At 39.5% G+C, this 18,790-nt stretch carries 16 protein-coding genes; 3 read left to right on the top strand and 13 right to left on the bottom strand.

The window, feature by feature from the left end:
* Positions 1-37 precede the first annotated feature (37 nt).
* From AB685_RS21200 to AB685_RS21185, 4 genes are all read right to left on the bottom strand, one after another.
* Positions 38-1,441 carry a sucrose-specific PTS transporter subunit IIBC gene (locus AB685_RS21200; RefSeq protein WP_047972580.1) on the bottom strand — a complete coding sequence of 468 codons (1,404 nt, stop codon included), beginning with the start codon at positions 1,439-1,441 and terminating at the stop codon, positions 38-40.
* A gap of 221 nt (positions 1,442-1,662) precedes the next feature.
* Positions 1,663-2,364: an SDR family NAD(P)-dependent oxidoreductase gene (locus AB685_RS21195; RefSeq protein ID WP_047972579.1), complete on the bottom strand. Its 702-nt coding sequence runs from the start codon at positions 2,362-2,364 to the stop codon at positions 1,663-1,665.
* A 296-nt stretch (positions 2,365-2,660) separates the two neighbouring features.
* The gene (locus AB685_RS21190) at positions 2,661-4,031 is read right to left on the bottom strand and encodes a YjiH family protein (protein WP_047972578.1); all 1,371 of its coding nucleotides are present in this window, start codon (positions 4,029-4,031) and stop codon (positions 2,661-2,663) included.
* 163 nt (positions 4,032-4,194) lie between these two features.
* Positions 4,195-5,643 carry a glycoside hydrolase family 32 protein gene (locus tag AB685_RS21185; protein ID WP_047972577.1) on the bottom strand — a complete coding sequence of 483 codons (1,449 nt, stop codon included), beginning with the start codon at positions 5,641-5,643 and terminating at the stop codon, positions 4,195-4,197.
* Positions 5,644-5,842: 199 nt separating this feature from the next.
* Between AB685_RS21185 and AB685_RS21180 the strand changes: the two genes are divergently transcribed.
* On the top strand, positions 5,843-6,787 hold the full coding sequence (locus AB685_RS21180) for an alpha-L-glutamate ligase (protein WP_047972576.1): 945 nt from the start codon (positions 5,843-5,845) through the stop codon (positions 6,785-6,787).
* An 81-nt stretch (positions 6,788-6,868) separates the two neighbouring features.
* Here AB685_RS21180 and AB685_RS21175 read toward each other — a convergent pair whose 3' ends face one another.
* A complete protein-coding gene (locus AB685_RS21175; RefSeq protein WP_047972575.1) occupies positions 6,869-7,495 on the bottom strand; it encodes an FMN-dependent NADH-azoreductase in 627 nt (208 codons plus the stop codon).
* A 236-nt stretch (positions 7,496-7,731) separates the two neighbouring features.
* Here AB685_RS21175 and pdxK point away from each other — a divergent pair, with 236 nt between their 5' ends.
* Positions 7,732-8,535, top strand: a complete 804-nt coding sequence (gene pdxK, locus AB685_RS21170; protein ID WP_047972574.1) for a pyridoxine/pyridoxal/pyridoxamine kinase — start codon at positions 7,732-7,734, stop codon at positions 8,533-8,535.
* Between the two features lie 87 nt (positions 8,536-8,622).
* A complete protein-coding gene (gene rarD / locus AB685_RS21165) occupies positions 8,623-9,534 on the top strand; it encodes an EamA family transporter RarD (RefSeq protein ID WP_047972583.1) in 912 nt (303 codons plus the stop codon).
* A 42-nt stretch (positions 9,535-9,576) separates the two neighbouring features.
* On the opposite strand, the gene glnA is transcribed toward rarD, so the two are convergent.
* From glnA to AB685_RS21125, 8 genes are all read right to left on the bottom strand, one after another.
* Positions 9,577-10,938 (bottom strand): type I glutamate--ammonia ligase, encoded by a 1,362-nt coding sequence (glnA, locus tag AB685_RS21160; protein WP_047972573.1) that lies wholly within the window; start codon positions 10,936-10,938, stop codon positions 9,577-9,579.
* 311 nt (positions 10,939-11,249) lie between these two features.
* On the bottom strand, positions 11,250-11,702 hold the full coding sequence (locus AB685_RS21155) for a DinB family protein (RefSeq protein ID WP_053073905.1): 453 nt from the start codon (positions 11,700-11,702) through the stop codon (positions 11,250-11,252).
* A 65-nt stretch (positions 11,703-11,767) separates the two neighbouring features.
* Positions 11,768-12,649: an NAD(P)-dependent oxidoreductase gene (locus AB685_RS21150; protein WP_047972581.1), complete on the bottom strand. Its 882-nt coding sequence runs from the start codon at positions 12,647-12,649 to the stop codon at positions 11,768-11,770.
* Between the two features lie 116 nt (positions 12,650-12,765).
* On the bottom strand, positions 12,766-13,779 hold the full coding sequence (locus AB685_RS21145; protein ID WP_347230875.1) for a siderophore ABC transporter substrate-binding protein: 1,014 nt from the start codon (positions 13,777-13,779) through the stop codon (positions 12,766-12,768).
* Between the two features lie 68 nt (positions 13,780-13,847).
* Positions 13,848-14,606: an ABC transporter ATP-binding protein gene (locus AB685_RS21140; protein WP_047972571.1), complete on the bottom strand. Its 759-nt coding sequence runs from the start codon at positions 14,604-14,606 to the stop codon at positions 13,848-13,850.
* On the bottom strand, positions 14,600-15,547 hold the full coding sequence (locus AB685_RS21135; RefSeq protein ID WP_047972570.1) for an iron chelate uptake ABC transporter family permease subunit: 948 nt from the start codon (positions 15,545-15,547) through the stop codon (positions 14,600-14,602). Before AB685_RS21135 ends, AB685_RS21140 begins: the two co-directional genes overlap by 7 nt.
* Complete coding sequence (locus tag AB685_RS21130) at positions 15,537-16,490, bottom strand: ABC transporter permease (protein ID WP_047972569.1); 954 nt, start codon at positions 16,488-16,490, stop codon at positions 15,537-15,539. The genes AB685_RS21135 and AB685_RS21130 overlap by 11 nt, the downstream gene beginning before the upstream one ends.
* A 198-nt stretch (positions 16,491-16,688) precedes the next feature.
* Positions 16,689-18,197: a DEAD/DEAH box helicase gene (locus AB685_RS21125; RefSeq protein WP_047972568.1), complete on the bottom strand. Its 1,509-nt coding sequence runs from the start codon at positions 18,195-18,197 to the stop codon at positions 16,689-16,691.
* Positions 18,198-18,790 lie beyond the last annotated feature (593 nt).

Here is an 18,790-nt window from a genome sequence, read left to right as displayed (position 1 = left end):
ACCTGCTCATAATGAGCAGGTCAGACTTATTCATTTCTTATTTCTTTTTTTCAGCATCTTCTTTTAATCCAAGAATCCATGTAGCAACAAACGCGCCACCTGCTGCGATTAAAATACCAATGGCATAGTTAATAATATTCGCCATTCCAAAAGGTGCTACAATCGCGAACATTGGGATCCCTGTCAACCCGTATGCATTCGTCACAACATTTGTGAATACAACATACGCACCACCTAAGGCACCACCGATTGCCGCTCCAATAAATGGTCGCATAAAGCGCAAGTTAATACCGAATATAACCGGTTCCGTGATACCAAGGAATGCCGAAAATGAAGCTGGAATCGCAATCTCTTTAATTTTAGGGTTTTTCGTTAAGAAGAATACCGCAAGACCGGCTCCCCCTTGTGCCACATTTGCCATTGCCCAGATTGGTAGTAGGAAGTTGACTCCAAAGTCAGCAATAAGTGCTGCTTCGATTGCGTGGAAGCTGTGATGTACCCCTGTAATGACAATCGTCGAGTATAACCCACCAAAGATCAGACCAGCAAAAAGGCCAGCTGTGTTGTAAATATAATCAAGACTCCATGTTAAGCCATTTCCAATCAGTGTTCCAAGAGGTCCAACAAATAGCATTGCAATAAACCCTGTTAAAATTACTGTAACAAATGGAGTAACTAATAGATCAATTGCATTTGGTACTACTTTTCGTACGCCACGCTCAATCTTACTCATGATATAGACTACGAGTAAAATCGGAATAACTGTTCCTTGATAACCAAGTAAATCAACATTCATGCCAATAAATTGGATGGTTTCCGGTTCTGCATCAGCCAAAGTCCACGGATTCAATAGTGCCGGGTGCGTCATAATTCCACCAAGTACAGCGCCAAGGTACGGATTGGCCCCAAACTCTTTTGCTGCACTAAAACCAATTAATATAGGCAAGATGATAAAAGCAGCGCTTGAGAACATATCAAGAAATAGAATCCATGGGCTATCAGGTGGCACTAGTTCAAATGCCTGCATCATTCCCAGTAGACCCATCAAAAGACCACTCGCAACAATTGCCGGGATAATAGGCACAAAGATATTCGATAAAGTTCTAGCAATTCTAGCAAGAGGATTCATCTTCTTTTTGGCTGCTTGGGCATGATCAACCTGCACCTCTCCCCCATCTGTATCTTTTGAGCCGACGCCAGTCAACTGAGCAAATTCAGCATACACTTTATTAACAAGACCTGTTCCAAAAATAACTTGGTATTGTCCTGAAGCTTTGAAAACACCCTTTACTCCTTCTAACTCTTCAATTTCTTCTTTATTAGGCTTATCGTCGTCATTTAAAACGATTCGAAGCCTGGTTGCACAATGGGTAGCACTAACAACATTGTCGGCTCCACCTAGTAACTCAACAAGCTCGTGGGCTACTTTTTTTGTATCCATCTCTTTTCCTCCTCAAATGATAATCTCTATAGTTTTTGTATAAGCAGAATCATTATCCAAAGAATGCAAAAAAGACCTAAAATGGCCAAGGTTTACGTATTTAGGTAGACGTATCCCATTGGTTCATTTTAGGTCTTGCCTGCTTTATCAGTAACAATCCCGCTTATTATGTTTTCGCTTACATTTTACCCGCTTTGGTTCGTTTACGTCAAATGGTTTGTTTACTTTTTTGGTTTTTTATTTCGAATCACGATCTCATCAACAGAAAGATTGGATCTCTCTTCTAAATTATGGATAATAATCTCTGCAATATCACCCGGACGCATCAAGGTTTTCCTCTTTTCCTCATTGAAAATCCCATCCCAAAAAGGTGTATCCATACCACCCATATAAATGCCACTCACACGAATCATCGTATCTGCTAGTTCAGCTTGCAAGCTTTCCGTAAAACCACGTACAGCAAATTTACTTGCGACGTAACCTGATTCATTTGCTTTCCCTTGAAGTCCTGCAGTTGAGACGACCGAAACAACCGTTCCCTTATTACGTGTTTTCATCTTGGGTAAGACTGCTTGTGTACAATAGATCGTTCCTTTGACATTGACATCTAGCATCGTACTAATCTCTTCTTCTTGTAGGTCTTCTGCTAAACCGAAGTAGCCAACCCCTGCATTATTAATCAGCATATCAATAGAGCCATACTCGTTTTCAATTTCTTGAAATACGTTTGCCACATCTGTCTTGTTTGTAATATCTAAAGAGTGGATTGAATAGGTGCCCACTGTATTCTCCACCACTTTTTCAAGTGTTGTATTCCATCTCCCTAATAAACATACATGTGCATCCTGTTTCAAATATTGCTTTGCTAGTGCAGCACCTAAGCCACYACTTGCCCCTGTTATCGCAATGATTTGTTTTGTCATATTGACCACCTACTTATCATTTGATAGTGAATGTCTGTCAATTAGAGAGGCTGGGACAAAAGTATTTTAACTTATGGAAATCGAACATTACTGATGCGGTCTATGTATACCGCTCCTGAAATATACTTCGCTTTCCGCGGGAAGCTGGTGAGCCTCCTCGTGCCTACGCACTGTGGAGTCTCACCTCTGCTTCATCCCGCAAGAGGTCTACGTATATTTCATCCGCTCATTTAGCGCTTCGTTCGTATCCTGAGTTAAATCTCTTAGATATGTCCTAGCCCCTCTTCATCATTTCATTAGAAAATTAAATGGGCCATTAATACAACGACCGGCAATGTAATTAGTGTACGCTCAATAAAAATAATTACTAGGTCAAAAAACTTAACAGGTAGCTTTGATGCAAGCAATAAGCCACCAATCTCAGACATGTAAATCAGCTGAGTAACTGATACACAGGCAATAATGAAGCGAGTCATTTCACTTTCAATCCCACTACCAATAATGGCTGGTAAGAACATATCGGCAAAGCCAATAACCATTGTTTGCGCCGCTTCTGTCGCTTCTGGAACTTGCATAAGCTGAAGAAGTGGAATAAATGGTGCTCCTAACCATTGGAAAATGGGTGTGTATTCCGCAACGACAAGCGCAGTTGTTCCAAGCGCCATAACGACTGGAATGACACCTAACCACATATCAAGTACATTTTTCAATCCGCCACTTACATTTTTAGCAACACCATTATTCGTTGTTGCACGAGTTAATGCTTGCTCTAATCCTGATTTAAACGAAGCAATAAAGCTTTGTTTTTCTTCTCTTGCATCAAATTTCTTTTCTGTAATATACGTATCTGCCTTTCTTGATAAAGGAGGGATACGAGGGCAAATAACAGCCGCTACAAAGCCAGCAAGTACAATTGTGCCGTAATATTGTAAGAATAAGTGCTCTAAACTCATGTACGTTAAAATAACAATACTAAATGTGATCGAAACGACCGAGAATGTTGTTCCAATAACTGCTGCTTCACGCTTTGTATAATAGCCATCCTCATACTGCTTGTTCGTAAGCAATACTCCGATCGTACCGTCTCCCATCCAAGAAGCCATACAATCAATCGATGATCGACCAGGAAGAGTAAATAAAGGACGCATGATGCGGTTTAACACCGATCCAACTAACTCCATTAAGCCAAAGTTCATTAACAACGGTAAGAAGAATCCGGCAAATAGAAAGACTGAGAACAAAATAGGAATAAGTTCGAAAAGTAATAAACCACCTGTATCCTCGGACCAAATAAATTCAGGTCCCCACTCCATTAATGTTAGAACCGCAAACAATACTCCGACTGCACGGATAACCGTCCAAGTCCAACCTACATCAAATAGAGCTTGCATCATTTCACTTTTCTTAACGAAAGCAGGCTTTATTGCCACTACGATAACCGTCATAATAACAGATAAAATAAGTAAAATAGTCATCCATAGTGGTAGCACATCTATGAGTGCCGCTTCTACAATTCCTGCTAGAAAAGCAACGGGAATTGTGATCTCCTCATTAATGACGAGAGGAGTCATAAAAAGTAATATACCAATGAAAGAAGGAAGGATAAAGGCCAAGTAATGCTTAGCTGTAAATCTCTTCTTTCCGTCCACCTGTTTATACGAATCCATACTATCCCTCATTTCAACCAACTAATTTCTAGTATGACCTAAAACCATGATGAGTGATCAATCATCTCATCGTATAAATATGCTTTTATTACAAAGAAAAAAGTCTACACCTTGACCCTTGCTACGGTTGTGTAGACTTTGTGCGTTTAGTTGTCATACTAGCTTAGTATAACATCCAGCCTCTCAATTGAACAGATGCAGCTTGTCCCGACTTAAAGGTAATACTTTTATCCTCAACGTCAGGATAGATACGGGCTGTGAAAACTTCTTCCCCATCATTAATGAAAATCTCAATGGTTGAAGAGTCTAAAAACACCCGGAAATTACGAAGCTCTTCAAGTTGGCAATGACGCTCTTCAATTGTCTTTCCATCAACAAAGCTAATACGTGTTAATGTAAAACGTTTTTTCTCGGGGGAGTAAATAATTGATGCATGATTGCGTAGTTCAATTGTGATTGGCCCCGTTGGTTGCTTTTCCAATTCAAGCTCAAACTCTAAACGCTCTCCTTCAATCCCAACAAAAGCTTGCTCCGTTTCATTTAGTACGACATCAGGATAGCTTACCTCGTCGTGTCGAAGTTTCTTCAATTCCTCCACTGGTAATTGAAGAAGCTTACCATCTCGCACGCGAAGTTCCCGAGGCAGCGTCATGGCATGAATCCACTTATGCTCAATAGTTGGATGATCTTCTTCTCGCTCTTCGGGAATACCAAGCCACCCAAATAAGATTCTTCGCCCTTTATCATCCAGAGTCGTTTGAGGTGCATAAAACTCAAAGCCGCGATCCATTTCAATAAATTCACCATGGTTATAGCGCACATTTTCGTAATCCATTTTCCCAATAAAATAACCAGCTTGATAAATATTGTTATATAATATTCCGTCAGCTTCTATTCCTTGAGGTGAGAAAATAAATACATCTTCACCATCAAGTTCAAACAAGTCCGGACACTCCCACATGTAACCGAAATCCTCTAATGATCCCATATGAGCTCCCGCAATAGCACCAAGATGTTTCCAATCATAGAGGTCCGAAGAACGAAGAAGAGCGACTTTACCTGTCAGCTCCTTACTTTGGGCACCTACCACCATATAGTAGTATTCACCGTGCTTCCATACTTTCGGGTCACGAAAATGAGCTGTATAGTCATCCGGCAGTTCCACGACAACCCCTTTTTTCTCAAAGGTAAAGCCATCACGAGATTCCACAAGCACTTGGTAGCTCTCACGCTGGTTGTTTTCATCCTTCACATTCCCTGTGTAGAATAAGTACATTTTCCCTTCATGCTCTATGGCACTCCCGGAGTAACAACCATTTTTATCAAACCAATCACTTGGAGCAAGAGCTATCTCATGATGATCCCAATGAACCAAATCCTCTGATGTATAATGTCCCCAGAATTTCGCACCATGGCCTGTACTAAAAGGATTCCATTGATAAAACAGGTGATACACTCCGTTAAATTGGATAAAGCCATTCGGATCATTTAATAATCCGACTGGTGGCATGAGATGATACCCTAATCGAAAATGGTCCTCCTCTACCGTAGCTTTATGTTTTTCTACTTCTTTATAAGCAGCCTCGCGTAATTGTATGTCACGATCTATCATCTAGCATCGTCTCCTTTTTAACCGTTTAATCACTAAGTCAATCTTCTATGCGTTATCGTATCGCAGAGCGCGTTGAGGTGCAACTTCTTCCTATCAACTCATTATAATTTCCAAGCAAGCTATTACTTTATCTTGTAGACATACGTTATAATACTTATATCTTATAAGATTAATAAGGATTAATGAGAGGAGCTTTTGGATGAACGCTAAAATATACGTTATACACGAAAATGATGAATGGACTGAGCCACTTCAGAAAGAGCTAGAAGCACTTGGTTACCCTTTTGAAACATGGCATCTTGACCAAGGAAACATCGATCTTACAAAAGAGCCTCCTGAAGGCATTTTCTATAATCGTATGAGTGCATCTTCTCATACACGAGAGCACCGTTTTGCCCCTGAGTTTACTGGTGCTGTACTTGACTGGTTAGAGGCTTATGGACGAGTCGTACTTAATACGAGTCGTGCCCTAAAACTTGAAGTAAGTAAAGTCGCTCAGTATACATCACTTGAAGCCTTTGGAATTGAAACTCCGAAAACTCTTGCAGCTGTTGGGAAAGAGCATATTTTAAAAGCTGCTGAGTCTTTTAAAGCGGAGTCTTTTATAACGAAGCATAACCGTGCAGGTAAAGGACTTGGTGTGCAGTTATTTGATAACCATGAAGCTTTGCAGAAATATGTTGAGGGGCCGACCTTTGAAGAACCGATTGATGGTATTACCCTATTGCAGCAATATATTAAATCGCCTGATTCCACCATTACTCGTTGTGAATTTATTGGGGGGAGATTCTTTTATGCTGTGGAAGTAGATACATCCGAAGGGTTTGAGCTATGCCCAGCAGATGCTTGCCAAATCGGAGATGCGTTTTGTCCAACAACGGAGCAGCCGCGGGATAAATTTACGATTATTAAGGACTTCGATGACCCAATTATTTATAAATACGAGGCCTTCTTACTTGCCAATGATATTCATTTTGCAGGCATTGAATTTATACGGGATGACCAAGGGAATTTATACACATACGACGTAAACACAAACACGAACTATAATCCAGACGCAGAGCAAAAAGCCGATATGTATGGGATGAAAGAAATTGCTAAGGAATTAGCCGCTCAATTCGAATCAATATATCAGCATTCATAAACAAAAATCCTGGTCATCTATGTGATGAACCAGGATTTTTTGAATCTATTTTATTTCACAAAGTGAACCTAAAGAATAAGATTAAAAAGCTTTAGCTGTTTTTCTTACTTCTTCTAAGCCGTCTGCAATGATTGTTTCTGCTTGAGCTGGCATTTGGTTATGACCTTCAATGACCACTGTTGAAAGCTGCTCAACACCCCAGAATCCCACCACATTACGCATATAATTCATTGACATTTCAAGCTGTGCCATTGGTCCATTTGAATAGACCCYACCACGAGCGTTAAGTAATGCCACTTTTTTATCGCCCATTAGACCAAGAGGACCTTCTGGTGTGTATTTAAACGTTTTGCCCGCTCTACTTAAGTAATCTACATACGTATGAAGAGCTGCTGGAATCGTAAAATTCCATAGTGGGAAAGCAAAAACGACTTTATCCGCATCAATAAATTGCTCAAGATAACGATCTGACGTTTCTCTTGCTGCATCCTCCTCAGGAGTTGTCGCAATTTGTTGGAGTGGTTTAAATAATCCATTTAACATATTGGCATCTAAATACGGCAGATTTTCAGCGTACAAGTCTAATTCTACAATTTCATCTTCTGGGTTTTCTTGTTTATAAGTAGCGAGGAACTCTTCATACATCTTGACACTAACTGATTCCTCTTTTGTTCTTGGATTTCCTTTTACAAATAATACAGTAGCCATTTCTGATCTCTCTCCTTTTGTAGTAAATAAGTAAACTTTCTATACTTTTTTGTTTACTTACTAAAGTATAGTTACAATGTTTTTATACGTCAACTAATTAGCTCATTGATTTAGAACCCATAAAAACCAAATAACAAGATTTCACCATTTAACTCTTTAGTGCAATCCCGTATAATGGAGAACAAGTGAAACGACTATATTAAGCAAGACCTATACAGAAAAGGGAGTGGACATCTATGACAATGAAAAAAGCATTAACCGTTGCAGGTTCAGATACAAGCGGAGGAGCAGGATTACAAGCAGATCTAAAAACCTTTCAAGAGCTAGGTGTTTACGGAATGAATGCCTTAACCGTTGTGGTAGCCCAGGATCCTCATAACAACTGGAATCATGAAGTGTTCCCACAAGATGTTGGACAATTAGAGAAACAAATGGAGACGGTATTAGCAGGTATTGGAATCGATGCTGCTAAAACAGGCATGCTCGGACGCACGGAGATTATTGAACTTGTTGCCAAAAAAGTGGACCAATATCAAATCTCTAACTTTGTAGTAGATCCCGTAATGGTGTGTAAAGGAGCCGATGAGGCTCTAAATCCTGAAACAGATGCTTGTTTACGTGATGTGCTTGTTCCAAAGGCACTAGTTGTCACACCTAACTTATTTGAAGCAGGTCAACTTAGTGGACATGGATCGATTACTACAATCGGAGAAATGAAAGAAGCAGCCGCGACAATTGCCGAACTAGGAGCGAAGCACGTTGTCGTAAAAGGTGGAAGTAAGCTTGATCATGATAAAGCAGTAGATGTTTATTTTGACGGTGAAGATTTCACTTTACTTGAATCTGAAAAAATTGATACAACTTTCACTCATGGTGCTGGCTGTACGTTTGCAGCAGCTATTACAGCAGAGCTTGCAAAAGGAAAATCGGTAAAAGAAGCCATTCATACAGCTAAAGATTTTGTAAACACTGCGATTAAACACTCTTTCCGTTTAAATCAATATGTTGGTCCACTTAAGCATATTGCCAATAGAGGATAGATCGATTCAGGCCTGACTCTTCGTCAGGCCTGCTATTTTTATAAGAAAGGCTGTGACATCTTGCAACAGTCGGAACATCGGGTCGGTATGATAGCAGCAATTTTCGCTTACTTGTTATGGGGGATCCTTCCGCTTTACTGGAAGCAATTAGAGCATGTCACCCCAGGTGAGGTGCTCGCCTACCGTATCATTTGGTCGCTTGTTTTTATGATTGGCATTCTTGCCCTTCGGAATCAACTTGGCTTTTTTGTGGCAGAAGTTCGGAGGCTATTGAAAAGTAAGAAGCAAACTTTTGGCATGATTATAGCCTCTGTTTTTATTTCAATGAACTGGTTCGTTTTCATTTGGGCAGTGACAAGTGAGCGCATGATAGAGGCAAGTCTAGGCTATTACATCAACCCTTTAATTAATGTTTTATTAGCCATGGTTTTTCTTAAAGAACGGTTTACACGCTGGCAAGGGATCTCTTTTGCTCTCGCTTTTACTGGCGTTTCTCTTATGACCGTTTATTATGGCGTTATTCCATATGCTGCCTTTTTACTTGCGTTCACCTTTGCCATTTACGGATTAATGAAGAAAATGGTCAATGTTGGGGCTCTCGTAGGGCTGACGATTGAAACGTTGATCATGACACCATTTGCACTGCTTTATGTGTGGTTATTTCATTCATCGACTTTAAATCTAGCAACCTATTCAATAGAGACATGGGGCCTCTTAATGGGAGCCGGGGCTGTCACAGCGATTCCCCTTCTGCTCTTCTCAATCGGAGCAAAGCGAATCTCTTTATCTCTTATCGGCTTTTTGCAATACATCGGGCCAACTTTAATGCTGATTATGGGCGTATTTTTATATAACGAACCATTTAGTATCGTTCAGTTGATCGCCTTCCTCTTTATTTGGAGTGGATTGCTCATCTTCACAACCTCTAAGACTCCAGCCTTTCAAAAGGTTACAGCCAAATGGGGGTTCCCGGCAAAAACGAAAGAGAAAAGTATGTAAACAAATAAAAGCACGCAGACCTTTTGGTTTGCGTGCTTTTCCTTAAAACTTCGCTTGATATGCTGCCACTTCCCAATCTGAAACCGCGGTACGGAAGTCATCCCACTCGCCACGCTTTAATTCGACGTATTCCGTGTAGGCATGCTCTCCTAGAGTATTTCGACCAATCTTTCCGCTTTCAAAATGATCAAGTGCCGACTCAAGGTTCGTTGGTAGATTTTGAATTCCACGCTCAAAGCATTCTTGACGAGACATGCTGAAAATATCATCATTAATTGCCGGCGGTGCTGTTAACTCACGATCTACCCCATCAAGACCAGCTGATGCTACTACCGCAAATGCAAAGTATGGATTAGCTGAAGGATCTGGGCAACGAATTTCAACGCGTGTCCCTGCTCCGCGTGTGGCTGGTATACGAATTAATGCTGAACGGTTCGATGCTGACCAAGCGATATAGCAAGGAGCTTCATACCCGGGCACCAATCGTTTGTACGAGTTAACAAGTGGATTTGTAACAGCTACAAAATCTTTCACGTTATCAATTAACCCCGCAACAAATTGGTAGGCTGTTTCAGATAAACCAAGCTCATCTGTGTCATCAAAGAAAGCATTCTCTTGTTTCTCAGTGTCAAAAAGTGAGATATTCGTGTGCATTCCACTTCCATTTGCTCCTGCAAGAGGCTTCGGCATAAAGGTTGCGTGTAAGCCGTATTGGCCCGCCACTGTTTTAACTACCCATTTATAAGTAGTAGCAGCATCAGCCGCCCCTAGAGCATCTGCATATTTAAAATTAATCTCATGTWGACCAATTGCTACCTCGTGGTGAGATGCTTCAATCGTGAAGCCCATTTTCTTTAATGCTTTATAGATCGCTAAACGAACTTTTTCTCCGTTATCTTTAGGCGAAGGTTCAAAGTAACCGCCGACATCCTGTGTTTTTAAAGTAGGTTGCCCTTCTTCGTCTGGTTCAAATAGGAAAAACTCAAGCTCGGGTCCAACATTGATTGAATAGCCTTTTTCTTCAGCACGCTTAACTGTTTCCTTTAAAACGTTGCGGGGGTCGCCTAAAAAGTCCGACCCATCAGGCTTTTTTACACTACATAAAAACCTCGCTTCAGAATAGCCTTCTTCTTCTGTCCAAGGTAAAACAGCAAATGTATTTAAATCTGGAGTTAGATATAAGTCTGATTGGTTAATAGGAGTAAATCCTGTTATAGACGAGCCATCAAACATTACTTGTCCATTTACTACTTGATCAAGTTGCTCTGATGTCACAGTAACATGCTTTAATGTTCCTTCAATATCAACAAATTGCATATGAAGTAACTCTACATTTTTTGTTTCAATCGTTGCACGAATCTCTTCAATTTGGCTCTCTCTAGTCGGTACAGATATAGTTGTCATCCCCACACACTTCCTTTTCCTTAAATATTTTCTCTGTTTTTTATTACTTTATTTCGTTGAGTGAATTTTCGCAATACTTGTGTTAGATTATCTGACATAGAATATGTGCTCACTAATTTCYCCCATAAAAAAAGGAGCTAGAAAGGAATTCTAGCTCAATGAAAAATAAAAAAAGGTTAAGGGGGTCGTTCTAAAAAATGGATTGCTTGCTGCTACACCCCTACCTTATCAAGAACGACAAAGAGTGACAATAGCTTTTCCTTACTCTTAATAAGAACTCAACACACTTTATCTTTTCTTTACATAAATAGTTATTTTGTCAATCTCATTAATGATTGGATCGTACTTAAATGCATTGCTTCATGACCTACTGCAAACATCGCTAAATCCCCAATAGTCGGCATGTTAAATACATTTCCTTTAGGCTCCTCACCTAAACGACCTTGTATACTACCTTGCAGCTTTTCAACTTGTCCTTCTAGCTCGGCCATAATTTCATTCAAAGATGGTACTTGATCATCCCAATCATCAGGACTTGTCCCTTTGTCAAAATACGAGTCATACCCATCTGGATAGCTAGGAGACTCGCCTAGCATTTGTGCGGTTAGACGATCATGGATCACTACAATATGACCTGCATTCCAACGAATATTATTATTGAAACGTTCAGGGATCTTATCGACCTGACTTTCTTCTACTCTTTGTAAGGTTTTCAAAGTAAATGTACGCCATGTATTCCACTGTCTAAAAATCTCAGTTTCCATCTTTAACGCCTCCTAAAAAGTAGTTTCTCTTTCAGTTTAAATKATCAATCAAATTAAGAAAGCGATTACACTTGCTCCTGGTACAACTTAAYAAGCGCCTGTGTGCCCTCATCCTCACTGCCACGCTCGATTAACTCTTCATACATTTTTTTTACTAATTCAAGTCCTGGAGTTTTTAGACCGAGTTCTTTTGCTGACTCGAGAGCAATTGTCATATCTTTAACAAAATGCTTAATATAAAAGCCTGGCGAATAATCTCGCACTATCATTCTCGGTGCTAGATTGCTTAGTGACCAACTTCCTGCTGCCCCGTTTTCAATACTATGTAAAACTCTACTAGGATCTAGCCCTGCTTTTTTCGCATAGCTAATCGCTTCTGATACACCCATCATATTTGAGGCAATCGCTATTTGGTTAACCATTTTTGTATACTGTCCCATTCCCGCTTCGCCTTGTAAAACAACATTTGTGCTCATCGCTTCAAAGATTGAAAGAGCTTCAGTGTATGCCTTCTCTTCTCCACCAACCATAATCGTCAAACGAGCTTCTCTTGCTCCAATATCTCCGCCTGAAACAGGAGCATCAAGAGCCGTCATATCCAGCTCTTTTGCAGCTGTTGCAATTTCTTTTGCTAGAGTAGGACTCGATGTGGACATATCAATTAAGATGGTTCCTTTTTTACAGTTTCTTAATAGACCTTGCTCATCAAAATAAACGTCCTTTACCTCACTTGGAAAACCGAGCATCGTAATGACTACGTCAGAAGTGTTGGCTATTTCAGAAATCGATTCACACCAATGGCAACCTTCGTCAAGAAGGTCTTCCGCTTTCGATTTCGTTCTTGTGAAAACTTCTACTAAAAAGCCAGCTTTCATTAAGTTACGAGCCATGCTTTTCCCCATAACTCCTAATCCAATAAAACCGATCTTTACTTGTGTACTACTCATTTTCAACACACYTTTCATATATGTCTAGTATTCTCCTTTTCATATTATATTCCTTTAATAGAATTAAAAAAGTCCACCTTCACATCATTTTCTGTCGTAAAGGTGGACAATATATSTTATTCGATTCCAACGCTCACTTCTTGTACCATTTCAGATACAGCTGTTAAGCCGCCACTCGTAATATACCAGTTAACAGCATCAAGGTAGACAATCTTACCTTCTTCGTAAGCTCGAGTAGTTTGTACTAGCTCGTTTTCAATCGTCTGCTGACCTGATGTTTCTCCACCAACAACAGCTGCACGATCAATCACAAATAAGTATTCAGGATCTTGCTCAACAATGTATTCAAAGGAGATATTTTGACCGTGGTTTGATACTTCAATTGTTTCATCTGTAGGGGCTACACCGAAGTCATCATGCAAAAGACCAAATCGTGATCCAGGACCATACGCACTAATATCGCCATCATTAGCCATAATCAATAGTCCGCTTGCTTCTTTAGCTGTCGCTGTTTCATATAGATCATCAATTGATTGTTCAATCTCAGCTATTTTTTCCGATGCCACATCTTCTTTTTCAAAAATTTCTGCTAATGTCGTTACATTTTCTTTAAATGATTTTACGTAATTTGTTGTATCTACCCCCATGAAGATCGTTGGGGCAATCTCATTTAATTCCTCATAGGCTTCAGAAGCACGTCCGCTAATGATAATAAGATCTGGCTCCATGCCATAAATTGCTTCAAAATCTGGTTCAAATAATGTTCCAGCATTTTGGTAATCTTCTCCTTTATACTTCTCAAGGTAATCTGGCACATTTTCTTGTGGTAATGCCATCACATCTACCCCAAGTGTATCTAATGTATCTAAGACACCCATATCAAAAACCACGACTTTTTCAGGGTTCTTAGGAACAACCGCTTCTCCTAAATCATGTGTAATCGTAAGCTCTGTACTACCTGAAGCTTCATCATTTTCTTCCTCTTCGACTACTTCTTCAGTCTTTTCTTCTGCCTCTACCTCTGCTTCTGAGATCGTTTCAGTAGCATTATCACTACCGCAAGCCACAAGAGCAATTGTTAAAATTACGAGAACAAACATGAACATTAATGAACGTTTCAATCCACTCACTCCTATATTTATCTTTTTATTTATTTAATAGAATGATAGTTGGATCATCCTTCTATTACGAATTAGAACTAGACAAAATACACACACACTCGTTGGTTATTAATATTATTGATTTGAATATCCATATCATAGATCTCCTTTAGAGCTCCGTTGTTAATAATTTCATGAGTCGGTCCTTCTTTAACGACCCTTCCATCTTTTAAAGCGACAATATAATCTGAGTAGAAGGAAGCAAAATTAATATCATGAAGAACAATAATGATCGTTTTCCCAAGATCTTTCACCATTCTTTTTAATACCTTCATGATTTGGACGGAGTGCTTCATGTCTAAGTTATTAAGCGGCTCATCTAAGAGAATGTACTCGGTGTCTTGAGCAATAACCATCGCAATAAATGCTCGCTGTTTCTGACCTCCACTTAACTGATCAAGGTACTTATCTTGAATGTCACGCAACTCCATATAATCAATGGCTTTATCAATAAAGGCCCAATCTTCTTTCGTTAAATTTCCTTTTGAGTATGGAAACCGACCAAATGAAACTAAATCTCTAATTGTTAACCGAATGTTGATATTGTTTGCTTGCTTTAATATCGATATCTTTTTTGCGAGATCTCCACTTTTGGTTTCATTGATCTTCGCATTATCAATAATGACTTCACCCGTGTCCGCATCAATGAGACGACTGATCATTGATAGTAACGTACTTTTCCCTGCGCCATTCGGTCCAATAAAAGACGTGATTTTTCCTTTTTGAATCGTTACCGAGACATTATCAACCACTTTCTTTGCACCGTATTCTTTCGTGATGTTTAGGACTTCTACCATTTTTTACTCTCCTTTAATAAAAGATAGAGGAAGTACACACCTCCAACAAAATTCACAATGACACTGAGCGGCGTTGCAAATGAAAAGATCCTTTCAACAATTAACTGACCACCAACAAGAGCGATGATGCTAATAAAAATGGACGCGACGATAATGTAGGAATGCTTGTACGTTTTCATAAACTCATAGGCTACGTTTGCCACGAGTAAACCTAAAAACGTAATCGGCCCCACTAGAGCAGTTGCAATCGAGATCATCATCGCAATGATTACGAGCAACCGCTTAATAACATAGTCATAATCAACACCTAAATTAATCGCATGCTCCCTTCCTAGCGAGAGTACATCTAGGTATTTATTAAACTTGAAATAATACAGGCAAATCATTCCAAACAATAAAAGAGAAAGCCATAAGAGGTCCGTGTTCACATTGTTAAAACTGGCAAACATTCGATTTTGAACCGATAAAAATTCATTCGGATCAATAATAACCTGCATAAATGTTGATAGACTGCCAAACAATGTTCCAAGAACGATACCGACTAACAAAAGGAAGAAGATATTTTGTCCGCCTTTTTTAAATAAAGCCCGATACAATATTCCTGCAAAGATCACCATCACAATGACGGAGATACTAAAGTTCACATGCTTATTTAGTACCAATACACTCGTTGATCCAAATGAGAAGATCAAAAACGTTTGAATAAGCATATACAATGAATCAAGCCCGATAATACTAGGCGTTAAGATTCTATTGTTGGTAATCGTTTGAAAAATCACGGTAGAAAAGGCGATAGCAGCACCTGTAATGATGATTGCTAAAATTTTCGTCCCTCTTCTAGGAAGTGCATACTCCCAGTTATTCAAGTCAATGAATAAAAAGAGTGTGACCAATATCAACGCCAACACGATTAATAGATAAATTTTCGTTTTAGAACCCATGTTTTGCTCTCCCAAGTAACAGATAAAGAAAGATTCCACTTCCAATGACACCGACTGTTAAGCCAATTGGGATCTCATATGGATAAATAATAATTCGTCCAAGAATATCACAAGCCAATACGAAGACTGCACCTAATAAAGCCGTGTGAGGTAAGTTTTCTCTTAAATTATCTCCTTTGTAAATCGTTACGATATTAGGAATAATTAATCCCAAAAATGGAATCATTCCCACTGTGAGGACAACGACTGATGTAATAGCTGCCACAATCACTAAACCAATGTTTACGACTTGTTTGTACTTCAACCCTAAATTCTTTGAAAACTCCTCACCCATCCCCGCAATGGTAAAGCGGTTTGCGAATATGTACGCAAGAATAAGTAATGGAATGCTTATGTACAATAGCTCATACCGCCCGCGAATAATGACAGCAAAGTTCCCTTGTAGCCAAGAAGACATGTTCTGGATTAAGTCATATCGATAAGCAAAGAATGTGGTGATCGATCCGACGATATTTCCAAACATCAAGCCCACGAGTGGGATGAAAATGGTGTTTTTAAATTTAATTCGCTCCAGTATTTTCATAAATATGAATGTACCAGCTAAGGCAAAAAKAAAGGCAATAATCATTTTGTGAAGCGGACTAGCTGATGCAAACAAAATCATACTCACTAAGATTCCTAGCCGGGCAGAATCTAGAGTCCCTGCAGTAGTCGGAGAAACAAATTTATTTCTCGTTAACTGCTGCATAATTAATCCGCATATACTCATCCCTACACCAGCAATGACGATACTGACTAGACGAGGAATGCGACTCGTTAAAAAGATATGCGCTTGCTCCTCCGTCATACTAAATACTTCTAAAGGCGAAATATTAGACACACCTACAAACAATGAAACAATTGATAACACAATAAATAACAACATTAAGTATGTAATCTTCATAGCTCTTCCTAACCTGTTTTAAACATTATGTTTATTGATATTCATTATCATTTTCATTAATAATGATATTCATTATCAATCATAATGTCAATCATTCTTAGTGATTTTATGGAAACTTTTTTTGTTACTGATCATTCTTATCGTTTTTTCACACAAAAAAAGTCATCCTCGAGTTGAGAATGACTTTTCACCAAGCTATTAAGCTTGTTTAGATTTACGGTATTGTCCACCACTGCGGTTACCTTGACTTTGGCCACCTGAACGACGATCATCTTTGCGGAAGCTACCACCTGGGCGACGACGATCACGATTGCGATCATCACGACGTCCACCGCCGCTACCACTGCGGTAAGGCTTGCCGCCACCTTGTGAGCGATGCTTCTTGGCGCGTAATGGTGCTTCACCAGTTAACTTCACTTCAGTCGTATCTGGCTCTTTTGTAAGAAGCTTCAACGCAGCTGCAAGAGCAGTTGTTGCATCTGTTTCTWGAAGAAGTTCTTTTGCAATCACACGGTATGCATCTGCATTATCCTCTGTGATTAATTGACGAAGCTGCTCAACCGCAAGCCCTTGTTGGCCTTTAATTGCTTGCTCGTATGAAGGAACATCTTTACGAACCATTTTCTTTTTAGAAACTTGTTCGATTGCTTTGATATGATCTTTCTCTCGTGGTGTAGCAAATGTCAAAGCTACACCTGATTTACCTGCACGTCCTGTACGTCCAATACGGTGAACATAGCTTTCAGGATCTTGAGGTAAGTCGAAGTTATAAACATGTGTTACGCCGCTGATATCTAATCCACGTGCTGCAACATCTGTTGCTACAAGGACGTCAATTAAACCACCTTTAAACTTACGTAATACACTATCACGCTTCGCTTGATTTAAATCACCATGAATCCCCTCAGCACGGAAACCACGTTTTGATAGTGCTTCAGAAAGCTCATCAACACGACGCTTTGTACGACCAAATACAATCGCAAGCTCAGGTGCATGGATATCCATGAAACGACATAGAGTATCAAACTTTTGACGTTCATGTACTTCTACATAGAACTGTTCGATATTTTCCATTGTTACTTCTGTTGATTTTACAGCAATCAGCTTAGGCTCAGTCATAAATGTTTGAGCAAGCTTTTCGATACGCTTAGGCATTGTAGCTGAGAACAACAATGTTTGGCGCTCTTTAGGCGTTTCACTTAAGATTGTTTCGATATCTTCAATGAAGCCCATGTTTAACATTTCATCTGCCTCATCAAGAACCACTGTTTCTACTTCTTGAAGACGGATTGTTTTACGACGCATGTGATCCATTAGACGACCTGGTGTTGCTACAACCACATGTGGTTTATTTTTAAGATCACGGATCTGTTTACGCATATCTTGACCACCGTAAACTGTCACCGTACGAACGCCTTTAAATTTACCAAATGCGAATAATGATTCTGCTACTTGGTTAGCAAGTTCACGCGTCGGAGCAAGAATTAATGCTTGCACGTGATCTTTATTAATATCAATGCGATCAATTAATGGTAAACCAAATGCACCTGTTTTTCCCGTCCCAGTTTGTGCTTGACCAATAATATCTTTACCTTCTAGTGCTGTTGGGATTGTTGCTGTTTGAATCGGTGTAGCTTCCTCAAATCCCATTTGTGTTACTGCTCGAACTACCTCTGAGTTCAAACCAAATTCATAAAAAGTTGCCAAATCAAAAATCTCCTTTATCTTATCTGATTTTAGCGCCTTGATGAGCCGCGACACGTGAAGATGTCACATAAAAGAGTCATACCACCTCTTTTGGCTCCCATAAGCCTAACATCTTCTCAATTAGCTATATTATACGTACGTAGAAAGACCATACCCCACAACGATCTGGAATATGGTCGTTATAACGATGCTATGTGTCGCCTATTCCTAAAAAGGTCGGCGCAAATTTCTTTTTAAAATACAAACTCAATCATAACACGTACGACAAGGAAAAGCAACTTAGCATGAAAGAGAATTATTTTATGCATCTTTACGACTACCATTAAAAAAGTGTGGGTATGAGCGAAAACGCATCACTTATGTGCGGTTCTCGATGAAGATAGAGCGCAAATTTCATTATAAGTGCAAAATCACACCTACTATGTGCGCTATATATATATTTTATGCTCAAATCACCTTTTTATGTGCACAAAAGTACTCTTATGAGCGAACGACATTCAGTATTAACACATCACAAAAAAACAGCAGCCCCTCCAAAGAAAGACTGCCGCACCTTTTACTTATTATGCTAAACGATACATTCTTGCTTCATA

This window comes from Bacillus sp. LL01, from assembly GCF_001037965.1.
The sequence above is the reverse complement of the archived record's forward strand: the minus strand, read 5'-3'. Positions and strand labels throughout refer to the sequence as shown.